The 14,510-nt window shown below is 63.0% G+C and carries 11 protein-coding genes; 4 read left to right on the plus strand and 7 right to left on the minus strand.

Annotation, left to right across the window (positions count from 1 at the left end):
* Nucleotides 1-225: 225 nt before the first annotated feature.
* Nucleotides 226-1,968 carry an FAD-dependent oxidoreductase gene (locus tag BCY88_RS21510; protein WP_120346198.1) on the plus strand — a complete coding sequence of 581 codons (1,743 nt, stop codon included), beginning with the start codon at nucleotides 226-228 and terminating at the stop codon, nucleotides 1,966-1,968.
* Between the two features lie 35 nt (nucleotides 1,969-2,003).
* On the opposite strand, the gene BCY88_RS21515 is transcribed toward BCY88_RS21510, so the two are convergent.
* Together BCY88_RS21515 and BCY88_RS21520 are read right to left on the minus strand one after the other, a co-directional pair.
* Nucleotides 2,004-3,239, minus strand: a complete 1,236-nt coding sequence (locus BCY88_RS21515) for a glycosyltransferase (protein WP_120346199.1) — start codon at nucleotides 3,237-3,239, stop codon at nucleotides 2,004-2,006.
* Nucleotides 3,236-4,726 (minus strand): hypothetical protein, encoded by a 1,491-nt coding sequence (locus BCY88_RS21520; RefSeq protein WP_120346200.1) that lies wholly within the window; start codon nucleotides 4,724-4,726, stop codon nucleotides 3,236-3,238. The genes BCY88_RS21515 and BCY88_RS21520 overlap by 4 nt, the downstream gene beginning before the upstream one ends.
* A 292-nt stretch (nucleotides 4,727-5,018) precedes the next feature.
* Here BCY88_RS21520 and BCY88_RS21525 point away from each other — a divergent pair, with 292 nt between their 5' ends.
* Nucleotides 5,019-6,167, plus strand: a complete 1,149-nt coding sequence (locus tag BCY88_RS21525; protein WP_120346201.1) for an acyltransferase family protein — start codon at nucleotides 5,019-5,021, stop codon at nucleotides 6,165-6,167.
* A gap of 41 nt (nucleotides 6,168-6,208) precedes the next feature.
* On the opposite strand, the gene BCY88_RS21530 is transcribed toward BCY88_RS21525, so the two are convergent.
* Nucleotides 6,209-7,399 carry a glycosyltransferase gene (locus BCY88_RS21530; RefSeq protein ID WP_120346202.1) on the minus strand — a complete coding sequence of 397 codons (1,191 nt, stop codon included), beginning with the start codon at nucleotides 7,397-7,399 and terminating at the stop codon, nucleotides 6,209-6,211.
* A 350-nt stretch (nucleotides 7,400-7,749) separates the two neighbouring features.
* Between BCY88_RS21530 and BCY88_RS21535 the strand changes: the two genes are divergently transcribed.
* Together BCY88_RS21535 and BCY88_RS21540 are read left to right on the plus strand one after the other, a co-directional pair.
* On the plus strand, nucleotides 7,750-9,003 hold the full coding sequence (locus BCY88_RS21535) for an oligosaccharide flippase family protein (RefSeq protein ID WP_120346203.1): 1,254 nt from the start codon (nucleotides 7,750-7,752) through the stop codon (nucleotides 9,001-9,003).
* Nucleotides 9,003-10,085: a glycosyltransferase gene (locus BCY88_RS21540; protein ID WP_120346204.1), complete on the plus strand. Its 1,083-nt coding sequence runs from the start codon at nucleotides 9,003-9,005 to the stop codon at nucleotides 10,083-10,085. Before BCY88_RS21535 ends, BCY88_RS21540 begins: the two co-directional genes overlap by 1 nt.
* Nucleotides 10,086-10,122: 37 nt before the next feature.
* On the opposite strand, the gene BCY88_RS21545 is transcribed toward BCY88_RS21540, so the two are convergent.
* From BCY88_RS21545 to BCY88_RS21560, 4 genes are all read right to left on the minus strand, one after another.
* Nucleotides 10,123-11,163: a hypothetical protein gene (locus BCY88_RS21545; protein ID WP_120346386.1), complete on the minus strand. Its 1,041-nt coding sequence runs from the start codon at nucleotides 11,161-11,163 to the stop codon at nucleotides 10,123-10,125.
* Nucleotides 11,164-11,251: 88 nt separating this feature from the next.
* The gene (locus BCY88_RS21550; RefSeq protein WP_120346387.1) at nucleotides 11,252-11,845 is read right to left on the minus strand and encodes a hypothetical protein; all 594 of its coding nucleotides are present in this window, start codon (nucleotides 11,843-11,845) and stop codon (nucleotides 11,252-11,254) included.
* Nucleotides 11,846-12,113: 268 nt separating this feature from the next.
* A complete protein-coding gene (locus BCY88_RS21555; RefSeq protein ID WP_120346205.1) occupies nucleotides 12,114-12,551 on the minus strand; it encodes a hypothetical protein in 438 nt (145 codons plus the stop codon).
* Nucleotides 12,551-14,509, minus strand: a complete 1,959-nt coding sequence (locus tag BCY88_RS21560; protein ID WP_120346206.1) for an RICIN domain-containing protein — start codon at nucleotides 14,507-14,509, stop codon at nucleotides 12,551-12,553. Before BCY88_RS21560 ends, BCY88_RS21555 begins: the two co-directional genes overlap by 1 nt.
* Nucleotide 14,510 lies beyond the last annotated feature (1 nt).

The raw sequence follows: 14,510 nt of genomic DNA on the forward strand, positions 1-14,510 counted from the left end.
ACAGATATAGAACCGCAGCGTTTGTATGCTGAGGAGGCCAGTCGTTGACAAGCCGGAATGTCGGCGGCCGCAATGGGATTGTCGATCGATACTTTGGATCGTCACCCGCGGCGATGCCGGTCGGGCGTTTGTTCACGACATGTGCGTGGTTTGCTTGCCAGCCCCGGTTGGATGAGTAGCCGGATTGACGCACTCAGAAATGCATGAAGAAGATGGGGAGTAGGGATGTTTATCGATACTCGCACTGTTCAACACAACACGACCATTGAAACGACGGTCTGCATTATCGGCGGAGGTGTCGCCGGCATTACGCTTGCACTGGAGATGTCGAGGGCCGGGGTCGACACCTGCATGCTCGAAAGCGGGGGCTTCGGGCCTGATGACGAAACCCGCGATCTCTATCGCGGCGAAAACGTCGGGCTTCCCTATTCGTTCGCGGACGGCTCGCGCAGCCGCTACTTCGGTGGCAGCAGCAACTGCTGGGGCGGCTGGTGCCGCCCGCTCGATCCGTGGGACTTCGAGAAGCGTGACTGGATTCCCCATAGCGGCTGGCCATTCGGTCTCGAGGAACTGGCGCCGTACTACGCGCGCACCCATGAACTGCTGAAGCTCGGTCCGCAGAATTTCGACCCCGCCTACTGGGAGCGCGAAATCGGCCGCCATGACGTGCGCCGCATCCCGCTCGCAACCGGCGATATGCGCGATACCGTCGCGCAGTTCAGTCCACCGGTGCGTTTCGGCAAAGCCTATCGCGACGAGTTGCAGCGCTCGGCGCGGGTGCGCGTGTTCCTGTATGCGAACGTTCAGAACATCGACGCCGATCCGCAGGGCACCTCTGTTTCACGGCTGCAGGTGGCCACGATCAGCGGCCGCAAGATGACCGTGACCGCGAAAATTTTCGTGCTGGCCACGGGTGGTATTGAGAATGCGCGTCTGTTGCTTGCTTCGAACAACGTGCAGGCGGCCGGTCTCGGCAACGGCAACGATCTGGTGGGCCGCTATTTCATGGATCATCCGCGGATGATGTGTGGGAAAGTGCGGTTCCGTCCGGGCAATGCCCGCAACAAACTGTATGACATCAAGTATCACTATCAGAATGCTGCGGTGTCGGCGCATGGCACGAAGATATCGTCGCAGTTCGCGCCGAAGCAGGAACTGATGGAGCGCGAGAAGCTGCTGAATTCACGCGTGTGGCTCTATTCGCGCTGGTACGGCGAAGGCACTGCGGGATCCGAGGCGCTGATCCACTGCAAGGAAGCGCTGTTGCAGAAGGACCAGCCGGGCCGCAGCCTGAAAACCGATGTCGCGACGATGATCGCTCACCCGCTGCACACCGTCGGCTACGGCCTGACACGGCTGCTGCAATGGCCGGTGCTGATTACGGACGTGACCTTGCAGGCCATTGTCGAGGCGGTGCCCGATCCGGATAGCCGGGTCACGCTGTCGGCCGATAAACGGGACCGGTTCGGCATGCCGCGTGTGAAGGTGGAGTGGCGGCTGGGCGAACAGGTGCAGCGCACTTTCGACAAGACGTTCGCCTTGCTCGCACAGGAGTTGCGGATGGCCGGGATTGCGGACGTCGAACTCGACGCGCCGCTCGAAGGCCGGAGCTGGCCGGCGAAGCTGGAGGGCACGTGGCACCACATGGGCACCACGCGCATGCACGATTCGCCGCGTGAAGGCGTGGTCGACCGCGATTGCAAGGTACATGGGATGAGCAATCTCTATGTGGCGGGCAGCTCGGTGTTTCCGACCGTCGGCGCCAACTTTCCGACCATCACGATCGCCGCGCTTGCACTGCGTCTCGCGGGTCACCTGGTGCGGCAACTCGATGTGCCGGATATCGTCGGCCATACGCGAAACGATGCGGCCAACAGTTCCCTGATGTCGATTCAGACGCAGCAGCCGCAGGTCGAAACTTTGCCGATCGCAGCGGCGAGCTTGACGCCGTTGATGAAGGAGCAGTGAAGTGCGAGGAAGACAGCGCGCCACGCGGCGCGCTGTCACTGGCCCGGCTGGGTGTGTGGCTGGGTATGCGGTTGCGTTCCACGCAGCGCGGTGAGCGTGGTTTCGCGCGTTGCGCCGGTGCCGCCGTGCGTTTCCAGCAGTGCGGTCAATGCACTGACCATGGTTTCGATCCGGAAGCGTGCTTCGAAAGTGCGGCTCGCCTGAGCGCGCATGGCGGCGCGCGCGGTGTCGTCGAGTTCGAGCCAGCGCACGAGATTCTTTTCCGTCCCGTCGACCGTGTCAGCGGCAACCATTCCCGCGCCATCCGCTTCGATTTCACGCCACACGTTCACCTTGTCGGAGATTAGCGCGGGCAGTCCGCAGCCGAGGGCCTCGGCAACCGCCACGCCGAAATTCTCCTGATGCGAGGGCAGAACGAACACGTCGCTTGCGTGAAACGCGCCCCACTTGAGATCGCCCTGCAGCATGCCCGGCAGGCTGATGCGCTGCGCAATGCCGGCCGCCTGAGCCTGCGCGCGCAGGCTTGTCACCCAACCCGTCTCGTCGGGACCCGCGATCACGAGATGCAGCGACTGATCGCGGCCGGCGACGCGTGCGAACGCGTCGATCAGCAGATCGCAGCCCTTCTTCGCATGCACGCGGCCGAGAAACAGCACGATGCGTTTGCCGCGCAGGCCGGGAACGGCCCGCAGGAACGCTTCGCGCAAAGGGGCGGCTTCAAGCGGCGGCACGGTCGTACCGTACGGCACGATTTGTTCGTGTGCGCGGTATAGCCAGAACGATTGACGCGCGCGCGTGCGCTCTTCCTCGGTCGTAAAGACGACGGCGCGTGCGTCACGCAGTACCCGGTATTCGGCCCATGGCCAGTACAGCCACTTCTTCAGATGTTTGAGCGGGTAAGCCTGCTTGAACCATGGGTCGAGCATGCCGTGCGTGTAGACGTAGTAGGGCACGCCGCTTTTGCGCAAGGCTTTCCATGCCGCAAAACCGTGGTATTGCCACAAACCGTGCACGATGACCGCGTCGAACCGGTTTGCGTTGGCGGCGATCCACGGCGCGAGTTGCGCGCTGTAACTGTAGCGGCTGTTGACAGGCCCGAAAGCGTGGACCGGAAACGGAAAGGTGGCGAGGTAGGCGTCGCCGGGGGCATCGCAGGTGGCCACTTCGATGTGGTGCCCGGCGTCTTGCATCGCCATGCCGCTGCGGCGCACGCCTTCAACCGGACCGCCGGCGCGCGGATCGACGCTGGCAAGCAGATGGAGAATTTTCATCGGACGAATTTCGGTCGATTGATGCTTCGCGGCGACGCCGTGCGCGGCACGAGGGCGCCGATCTGGCTGGAACCGGAGGTGGCGGCCGCCCGCGACATGCCGAGCGTCGTCGCTAGATCGGCGCGGCCCATGCCGGGTTGGATTCTGCCCGGCAATTCAGGCATGGCGACCGCGCGCATCCGTGGTGGCGTGCGCACGCGTTTGACCCGCGCCGGCAGCGCGCGCTGCAAGCGGGCGTGCGTGGCGATCATCAGACCGAGCGCGACGCCGAATACCAGCCCCGAGAAACGCGGCCCGAGCGGATTGCCGCCGATCGAGGTGGCGGGCAGCGCGGCAAACAGCATGATGGCGCGCCCTAGCACCGGGAGCATGGGTGCGTCGGGCACCACCGAGCGCCAATAGCGGTATGAGAAGAAGCAGATTGCCAGGGCGGCGAGTGTCGCCAGCGGCATGGCAATGCCGAACAGCAGTCCGCCCGCGAAGAACTGATAGACCCAGAAGTTGTGACCGGCTGCCCATTCGTTGATCGCGTAGAAGTCTTTCTCGCTGATCTGGCCGGCGAGGTCCGGCAGGTAGGCGGGCGAGTAGCGATAGTAGTGACCGTAGCCCGCGCCGAACAGCAGCGTTTCCGGTGCCGCCGTTACCTGGTCGTACTGATCGCGCATCTCGGCGAGCCGGGTGATGGTCGTCGGGTCTTTGCCGGTGACGGTTTCCTCCGACGCAAAGATGCGCTGCGTCCAGTGCTCGGCGACAGTCGGAATGCTCAGCGCCGCGATGCAGGCCACACCGGCCAGCACCGCGCCGACGACCACGGTACGTGCGGCCGCGCGCCAGATCTGCTGGATCGACGGCGCGGACAGCGCCATGGCGACCAGAAACAGCAAGACGGTACCGACCAGCAAACTGCGCGTGACACTCAGTAACTCGACGATCACACTGCCGGCGAATACGGCAAGGGTAAAAAAGGAAAAACGTTTGGCAACGAGGAATTCGTGCAGCAGCACGCCTTGCAACCCGAGCAGCGTGACGGAGATGATGCGAAAGCGCACGTCGTCGAGATCGCCACCCGTCACCATGCCGTACACGAAGGTGAAGACCAGACTGATCACGTTGGCGACGAACAGCGCTTTCTCGAACTGCGAGATTCTGTATTCGCTCCATGGACGGCAGGCCACGAGGTAGCCGAGCAGGAACAGCGCGAACGGCAGCAGCACGCGCAAATAGTTACCGGTGTCGTTGTCCTGAACGAGCTGGGCGACGATGCTGCCGAGCACGCACAGCAGGAGACTGAAAGTGATCACCGAGCGCAGGCGCGAGCGCTCGCGAAAGCGTGGCGCGATCAGCACGAGGGCGAGCCCCGCGGCGATGGCCGGAATGACCAGCGCGGACTGCGCAAAGTGAGTTACGTTGGCGTCGGTCGCTTTGTAGTCGAAGGCAAGCGGTAACAGAAAAAACCATATCCAGAGCGTCGCATACTGGTGGCGCATTGCTGATTCCTCCCCGTGCTGTCGATCCGCCATCGGTCCGTGGTAGACGGTCTCGCATCGGGTCATTGTCCGGGAATCTGGCGGCCTGAATGTTCGGTATACCCGGTTTCGTCGCGCATTACCTGGGTTCTGGCGACGGTGGCAAGAGCGGTCTCTGCAAGATGCGCACACACTTGCTCATGTTGTCGTCCAATGCCTTGATGTTGGCGCGCACGCACGCTTGGCGCCACCGAAGATGCAAAAAGGGCCATGCAGGGACATACGCCCGCGAAAGGCGACAGGGGAGAAAAACATGAAGTTATTTGGCGGGGCGAGATCAGTAACAGCCGGCCGGGCCATCGAGCTGGATTTCGTGCGCGGCATTGCCATTATCATGGTGATGGGCTTTCACTTTCATGCCGTTCATACCGGCAATTTTCTGATTCAGATCATCGAGTATCCGCTGAAGAGTTTTGGGCGCGAAGGCGTCAATCTGTTCTTCACGCTGAGCGGTTTTCTGGTTGGCGGCCTGTTGCTCCGGCAGTATGCCGAAACAGGCAACGTCGACGCCAAGCGCTTTATCATCCGGCGGATTTTCCGCATCTGGCCCGCGTATTACGTGCTGATCGCTTTTCATGTGCTGGCCGGACGCCATCCATGGAATACCTTCCTGATCCAGAATCTGACCCACTTGCAGAACTATCTGGGCACCTCGATTACCCAGACCTGGAGCCTCGCGGTCGAAGAACACTTTTATCTCTTCCTGCCGGCGGTGCTGTTGCTGTTCGCGCGCTGGCGCCTTAGCGCATGGACGATTGTCGGTGTGCTCGGCACAATCTGCGCGGTGGTGCTCACCGCACGCTGCTTCGCGGTGGCGGACGGTAATCTGGAGGCGGCATTCGCGTACACGCAATATCGGATCGACAGCCTGCTGATCGGCGTGATTCTGTCCGCGATCTACTGGATGAAGCCGGGCGTCTATCATCAGATCGCGAAGCGCAAGTGGCTGCTGGTCGGCTGCATCGTGGTGCTGTGCGCGTGGCTCGCTTTTGCGACGCCACACTTCGCGCTCGACGAAAGTATCGGCTATACGATTCAGGCGCTCGGATTCGCCGCGCTGATCGTATTCGTGCTGGAGTATTCCGGCTCGCTGCGTTCGTCGTGGGTGTATCGCGGGGTCGCCTGGATCGGCCTTTATTCGTACGGTATTTACCTGTGGCATTCGCTTGCGCTTGCCCCGGGCGACATGCTGATTCGCAAATTGACCGCGATGGGTCTCGCACCGAGCGTGATCTGGGTGGTGGCGCTCGCGGCGCAGTTCGCTTTCGCGATTGCAATCGGCTATGTGACCACCCGCGCGATCGAGTACCCGTTCCTGCTGATGCGCAATGCGCTGTTTCCGGCCAAGCGCAACAGTTCGGTGCGTGAGGAAGTGCCTGTTGCCGGTGGCCAGTTGTCCTGATCACCGGCTTTGCGGCCTTCCGCTCTTGCGCTATGGCCGGATCAGGCCATTTGCTGGAGCAAGGTTTGCTTGAACTGGCCGAGCGTGTGTCGTGACAGCAGGTCTTCGCCTGCTGTCGGCCCGGCGTGCGGCGCGTGCGGCCAGGAGGTCATCGTTTCGGTGATTGCCCGGCCGATCGAGGCGGAGCTCAGGTCGCTCAGAATCGGCCCTAGTTCGCAACGCCGGCTGAACCAGCCGATCAGACCGTCTTCCGTTGCAATCACGGGCTTGCCGAAACGGTAAGCCTGCACCAGCACACCGCTCATTCCATAGTGACCCTTATAGCCTAGCCAGACTGCGTCGCAGGCGGAAAACAGATCGCGCTCGACGTCGTTCGGAATGAACGAGTCGAGTACCAGCGGCGCGGGCGTGAGGCTGCGCACATGGTTGCGCATGAAATGGCGCGTGCCCGCATCCTGTTCACCGGCGACGATCAGCGTGGGCGCATGCTCCAGACGGGTCAACGCGTGGACCAGTTCGTAGATGCCTTTGCGTTCGGTGATCGAGCCGTACACCAGCAGATAGCGCTGCGCGGGGTCGAGTCCGAGCCGTTCGCGGGCCAGCACGGGGTTTTCCGCGTGTTCGTCGGGAAACGGGTCCGCCACGTAGGCGATGGCCGCGCTGTGCTTCGAGGCATTATGTGCCGACCACTCCGGCAGCGTCGGGTCGATCGTCAGCAACGTGCGCAAGCCGGGGCACTGGATTGCGCGCTTGAACAGCAGCGCCTTGAGCGCATTCACGACAGGCCGGTCAGGTGCCTTGATGCCGACCTTGTGATGATGGAAGGTCGAACGCATCGTGATGCCGATCCACGGTGTCTTGCGAAAAGGCGAGCCGAGAAACGGCAAGCCATAGAAGAAGTAATCGACATAGGGCACGACCACCAGCCTGATCGGTTGCGCATGGCTGACAACGCGATGCACGTGCTTGAAATAGCGGTGAAAGCGCGAGTACTGATTCGAGCGACGCAGCAGCCCGCGTGGCTGCTCCTCTGGGTCGACGAAGGCGATCTGCAGATCCGCACGGTTCGCGGCGACGATCTGCCGCGCGAGCCGATGGTCTTCGTTGGCGGATTCCGTCGCGAGGATGCAGGGATAGCCGGCTTCCGTGCAGGCCTGCATGGTCCACTCGACATAGCGCCAGCGATGGCCCGTGAGGTTGGGTTCCACAATCAGAACGTAGTCTTGTTCCATCGATTCAGGGGTTTTCAGTGGTCGAATGCGTTGTGAAAAGTGCCGTCACGCCGGTTGTCCGCGGGGCACCAACTGATCAACGTTAGCATCGACGATATGAGTGGCTCCGTCTATTTGACCCGCTCTGTGGGTAAACGTACTAGCGCGCAATGGCTTCGGCTGAACTGGCCTGGTAGATGGCGGTTGTCGCCGATTCTCTCGCGGTAAGGTCGTACATGGGATTCGATGAAAAAACTCGCCAGCTTGCTGGTGCAATCTAACTACTTATGCGCCGCCGGCGTTGCGCAGCGATTTACCGAATCGCTGCGCGCGGCCGACTCAACGGCGTTCCGATTCGACGGAGATACAGCTTGCGGGCGATCAGGCTTCCGGCGCTCTCGATAGCGACCAGCTTCGGCGCGAGCGCGGCAACGTGGGTGCTGTTGCAGCAGTTTGCCGTGCGTGGACTCGTAGCAATCAAATTTCTTGCGATTGGCCGGATGCTCGGGCCGGCGGCGATCGGCAGCGTGAGCGTGGCCTTGCTCGCGGTGGCGATTGCCGAGGCGCTATCCGACACGGGTCTCGCGCAAGCGGTCATTCAAGGCGAACATCCGCCGACGCGTTCGCAACTCGGCGCGGTGTGGACCACGCTGACCTCCCGAGGCGTGCTCATCTCACTGCTGCTGGTGGCGCTCGCGCCATTGCTGAGCAACCAGTTTCATCTGAACGGTTCGCTGGTGCTGATCCAGCTCGCCGCGCTGCTGCCGCTGTTGCGCGGCCTGGCGTCGCCCACGTATTACCTGGTGCAGCGCGAGCGGCGTTTCCAGCATATTGCCGGCGTTGAGATTGCGGCGTCGTTCGTCGATTGTTCGGTCGGGTTGGCGCTTGCGTACTTTGGCGCCGGCGCGGTCTCGGTGCTGATTGGCCTCGTGGCCGGCGAAAGCCTGAAAAGCATCCTGACCTGGTCGACCATGAAACCGCGTCCGCCGGTCCGCGCGGTGTGGTCGGGTATCGGCCAGTACCTGGGCTTCAGCCGCTGGATCTGGGTCAGCAGTGTGGTCAACCTGCTGCTCAACCAGTTCGACAAGGTGGTGGTCGGAAAACTTCTCGGCCCGGCGCAACTGGGCGGCTATCAGATGTCGTCGCGGCTCGCGCAGATGCTGCTTGCCGACGCGGCGATTGCCATGTCGCAATACCTCTTCCCCACTTTTGCGGCGCATCATCGGCGCAGTCCACAGTCGGCAGCGCGGCTCATCAAGATCTATCTGCTCGCAATCGCAATCGGCCTCGCGGTCTTCGTCGAGGTGCTGAGACTGGTCGCCGAGCCGCTTTTCTCGCTGATTCTCGGCGCGGCCTGGTTGCCGGCGGTGCCGCTGTTCAGAATTCTGGTGATCAATATGGCGATCGGCGCGCTGATTGCGGTGCTGGTTGCGTATCTGCGCGCGGTGGGTGACGCTAAGGCAACCGTGCATGCGTCGCTGATTCAGGTCGTCGTGCTGCTGGTCAGCGTGCCGCCGGCGGTTCATTGGTGGGGCGTGACCGGCATTGCCTGGTCCATGACCCTGGGCCTCGGCTGCGCCGCGGTGTGGATGCTGTTCAGGACTCTGACTGCAAGGACACCGTGATGCGCGTTTTACATCTGGTTCTGGCCCCGCGTCTGTCGGGCGCCGAAGTCCTCGCGAAGGACCTCGCGATCGATCAGCGTGCCGAAGGCATGGCGGTCTGTATGGCCTCGCTGCTGCCCGCGCATGTCGAGTTCCTGCCGTTGCAGGCGGAGCTGCAGGAGCATGGCGTGCAATGCTGGTTTCCGCAGCGGCGCAACCGCATTGCCGGCAAACTGTGGACGCTGTTTCTGGCGGTGCGGCGTTTTCGCCCCGAGGTGATTTTCGCGCACGCCACCATTCCGTCGTTTTATGCGCGGGCGTTGCCGTTACGCGTGCCGGTGGTCTACGTCATGCATTCGGCGACCAACGACTTCGAGCGGCCGCTGTTCCGGCGCGTCGAACACATTCTGTCGGGCCGCGCGCGCGTGGTGATCGGCGTATCCCAGCAAGGCGTGACCGATTACGTGCAGGCCATCGGGCCGCACCCGTCGATGACCGTGGTACCCAACGGTGTCGATCTCGGCCGCTTTGCGTTTACCGACGATGCCGCCTGCAGCGGCCGGGCGCCTCAGGTGGTGCAGGTGGGGCGCTATGCCTCGGTGAAAAATCAGCTTCTGACGGTGCGCGCTTTCGGCCACGTGCTCGAGCGGGTGGCCGACGCGCGCCTCGTGCTGTACGGCGTGGTTGAAGATCCGGCGTATCAGCGCGCGGTCATTCGACTTGTGCAGGAATTGGGGCTCGCGGAGCGCGTCGTGGTGGCAGGGCCGCGTACCGACGTGGCGAGCGTGCTGTCGGAGTCGAACGTGTTCGTCATGCCCTCGCGCTCTGAAGGGCATAGCGTGGCGTTTCTCGAAGCGCTGGCCTCCGGCATTCCGATCGTCGCGAGCAAGATTCCGTCGTTTGCGTTCGCGAACGGATTTCCCGGCGTGCAGTTGGTCGATACGGACAATGTGCCGTGCTATGCGGATGCCGTTGTCGCGGCGCTAGGACAGGCACGGGCACAACGCTCGCTTGCCGGTTTGACACTCAGCGATACGGCGGCCCGTTATCGGGCGATCGCGCAGCAGGTCAGCCGTCATCACCTGGCGGTGTCGATTCGATAGCGGCTCGCCGCGCATGGCGCGCCGTGGCACATCGCGTTCAGTGATGGCTGATGGTGGCGTTGCGGTCTTCGGGCGTCGTCTCCGGCGCGGGTGCCGGTGGTGGCAATGCGCTTGCCAGTTCTGACTCGCGCATTGCGAGCGTGGCGAGGTTCTGTGCTTCCTTGCTGCTCGAATCGAGCAGCAGCGCGTTCGCGGCGTTGTGCCAGGCGCATCCCCATCTCGCGATATAGCCGCAGCCGCGCGCAAGACTCAGCAACGCGTCGCGTTGCTGTTCGCGCTCGGCGAGCGTCGTGCGCATGCTCAGCGCGTCGCGATTATCTGGCTGCGCGGCGATGGCTGCCGCGAGCCTCGACCTGGTCGCCGCCAGATTGTTCTGCTGCAGATTGGCACGAGCGGCTCTGAGCTGCTTCGAGACATCCACACGAGGTTTGTCCGCCGGGCTGCCCGGGTTGCGCTTCGAACCTGTCGATGCGACCGCTACGACACGACGCGCAGCAGGCGGCGCCGCGGTCAGCTGCGCGACAGGCTGTGAGCGCACGGGTGCGGTGCGCGAAGCGAGCGTCGCAGACGCTGGCTGCGGTGCGGCGAGGACCGGCGCGGCGCGCTGGGCGAGAGCGATCGGCGCACTCGGTGCACCCCGTGCACGCGGCGGCGTGGCGTTCTGGGCCGTTACTTTGCCGGATACCGCGATAGGGGGACTGATTTCCCCCTCGTTGGTGTGGATGAAGCCGAGGTACACCGCGGATGTCACGACCGCCAACGACATGCCCATCGCGAGGGGCCGGCGCAATTTTTGCGTGACCGGTGCGGTGACTCGCGGCTCTTCGACGTCGTACGGATTGACGAGGGCGCGTGAGGACGGCCGCCAGATTTTGCGTACGGGCAACTGCGCGCCGAACAGTGCTCCGTTCTCAGGCAGCGGGATCTTCAGGCGAGCCGGCGACGCGGAGCGCGCGCCCAGGGAATCGAGCGGACGCGCATTGCACGAAGGACAGGGCGTAAAGCGGTCGGCTAGCAGCGCACCGCAGTGCCCGCATTGAGGAAAATCGTGCTCATCGGATGTAATGTCGCTAAGCATTGCCATGTCGAAAACGGGCGTCAAATACCGGCGCCAGAATCAAAAAGTCACCGTACGGCAACGGGGCCCGCAACCGCGCTCGCGACGCTTATTGCGTGACGACGTAACCCCGTGCCTGCATGCACGCGCCATACGCGGCCCAATACCGGGTCATCGGCGGCTCAGGCGCGGGCAGGGGCGGCAGCTTCACGTTGGACGCGGCGGCCGTCTGCGACGCGCCGCTTGCCGCTGTTTCCGAGGCGCCGTTGTCCGCGACCGCCGCCGAAGCCGCCGATGCGGATGCCGCGGTGGTTGCTGCCGGCGTTGCTGCTGCCGACGCAGCGGGTGCGCTTGCAGCCTTCGTCGCCATTGCGTTGTTCGCCGTTGTCACAGCGGCCCCGCTTGCGGCAGCAGGCATGCTGGCGCCAAACGGGCTCGCCGAAAAGGTGCTGGAAGGCAGGGGCGGCCGCGACGGCGCACCGGTCGATGACGTCTTGGTGGCCACAGGCTTGCGCGGCGGAATCTGCGATTCGCGGGCGATGTTGACCTTGGATTCCCGATTCGCCTCGGCATAACACAGCGCTGTGTCGACGCTGCGCTGATAGGCGCTTTGACTACGGATTGGATAGGTGAGCGGTTGCCATGCAAAAGCGGCACTGCTAAACACCCACATGATCAACGCTATATATATTTTGAGTTCCATCGCAGTCGCTCCCGCAGCGATGTTTCGCCGTTCGCCGGCAATGGCGCTTCGCGGTATGTTCTCGTGGCTGCTGATTTTGCCGCTGAACGGCGGCTCACTGCCGCGAAGGCTTCTTTCTTCAGCGTAACACCGCGCATTGTCTTCGGAATGCTTCGCATAGCGCGTGAAAACGCCATCCTGCAGTCGAATCACGACATCCCGATCCGAGGCGGCGCGAAATGATGCATCAGGCCAGGGGAAATACCTGGGTTCGAGGTTCATAGGGGGCCTAACGATTCGTGACGAAACGCCAAAGTGCTGAGCACTCGGCGTTGGATAGTTGATAGTGGGGCATGGACTTGCGGACCACGACGCCTGCTGGATCGACGCCATCCTCGAGCAGGTGACAGAAGCTCGCGAGATCGTAGTGACTGGGCGGCCCGCCGCGACGGTTTATCGCCTCGAGCAGATAGCCGGACGTCAAAGGTGGTGCGAACGCGCCCGCCGGGTCCGTTTGCGTATGGCAGTTGATGCAGCGCGTCGTGGCGGGCGGCAGCACGCGATCGTCGCCGCGCAGATGCGCCTCCAGCGCATGCTGCCCACTGAAGATCGCGCACCCCAGGTCGGCGGGATCGCAAGGCTCGGCGGCATGGGCCAGAAGCGCCACGGTGATCAGCACGAGGCCGATCGATGCGCGTGCCGCCGAGCGTTGGGACGGCGACGCCATCACTGGATCAGCAGCGTCTTTGAAACGCTCGGCACGCCGTTCGCGTTCAGCGCGAAGAGCATGTAGTACCCCGGCACCACGACACTGGGGTCGGACGGGATAGCCACCAGATATTCGCCTGCTGTGCCCACCGTGAAACTCACCGGCACGCGCCGCTGCTCATTGTTGACCGAATGCGTTGCCGACGACAGACGCATCAGCGCGAACGCTTTCACGCCGCTGCTGGCAGCCACGGCGATCGACGTACCGAGTTGGGCCGTGGCCGGCACCGAACTGATGGTTGGCCGTGACGCCGCGGACCCATTCGCATTGAGCAGATAGGGCGGAGTCAGTATTTCGATGTTGGGGTGGTTAGTCGAACAGGTGCCGCATAGTCCGCCACCGCCGCTCAGCACGCGGCCATCGGGCAGCAATAGCGCGACGCTGTGATAAACGCGCGGCACAGCCTGGGGAGCAAGCGGCGAGAAAGTTTGCTTGACCGGGTCCCACAACTCCGGCGTCAGTACCGCGGTGTCGTCCGAGAAAGGTTGGGCGAAGGTTTGCCCGCCCACCACGACGACCTGTCCGTTTGGCAACACGACGCTGTTGTTGAAGGCGCGCTGATAGTTCATCGGGCGCAGCGTCGTGGTGACCGCCGTGCCGCTGCTGATGTTGATGAGCGTCGCATTCGACGTGGCGGGGGACGAGTCGTAGCTTGGCGCACCGCCAACGGCGAGAATCTTGCCGATGTCGTACATGACGGCGTTGCCGTTCATCGCATCGTTGTCGTTGCCCCGATTTCCCGCCTGGGTCACGCTGCCGGCGCCTGCCGTATCGAACCAGTGCATCGCCATGCTGGGCCCCGCGTGGAAGACGCGGCCATTGGCCACCGCGAACAACCATGCGTGGTTGTCGGCGCGGAAGATGCCGCCCGCGTCGTTCGTGAGGATGTAGTCGTCGGTTATCGCGCTATTGAGTTGCCAGCCCGAACCCGAGGTCCAGGTTTCGCCGGTCTTGCCGCCCAGCGGGCCATTCCATGAGCCGCCCACCAGGAACACACTGCCGTTGCTCAAGGTGACGCTGCCCTGGTAGGCACGCGGAATGTTCATCAGGTCGCCTGAAGTCCATGCATGGGTCGAAGGCGTGTAGAAACTGGTCAAGTCGCTGCTTGAGCCTCCAGTCACATAGATGCGGCCGTCCGGAAGATTGACGATGCCCGGGCAAAACATATCGTGTCCGGTATTGGTGACCAGCACCTGTTTGCTGGTGCCTGTCGTCGGATTGAAAATCGCCGTGTACGTGTTGCCCGGTGTGACCTCACCGGGTGTGAAGTTCAGCTGACTGTCGGCCGACCAGACCAGCACGGTGCCGTCGGGCAGATTGGCCGCCGCTACCGGAATAATGGGCAGCGTGATCGGCGCGGTCCACTTGGAAGGAAGTGCCGGCAGAGGCAGGCCGTTGACCTGCCAGGTTTGCAGCGCGCTGCCGTTGCATACCTGCTGCAGGATCTGTGAACCCTGATTGGTCTGGCTCGCTGCCGCGAGACACATGCCGCTGTGCTGCGCGACGATTGCATAGCCGTTGCCCTGCGCCTTCAGCGAGAAGCTTTGGTTCGTGCCGCCATTGCAGGTCCATTGAATGACAGCCGCGCCCGCGGCCTTGCTTGCGCCCGACACGTCCATGCACAGATTGCTGTTCTGATTCAGGAAGGTGTATTGACTTCCCGAGGCTGTCGGCAACCAGCTCTGATTGGTGCCGCCGTTGCAGGTCCACGTAATGGCATCGGCGCCCGGCGCGAGCGACTGCGAATTGATGTCCGCACAAAAGCTCGAACCAGTCAGTGCGATCGAAGCCGACGTTTGCGCCTGGGCGAGTCCGGATAATGCGGCAAAGGCCGACACGAATGCGATCAGGAGCAGGCATTTCACACACCTGTCGAGCGATTGCGATAAGGCTCTTGCGAAGGAAATGCGTGCCATG

The sequence above is a fragment of the Paraburkholderia fungorum genome (genome assembly GCF_003610895.1).
GTDB lineage: Bacteria > Pseudomonadota > Gammaproteobacteria > Burkholderiales > Burkholderiaceae > Paraburkholderia > Paraburkholderia fungorum_B.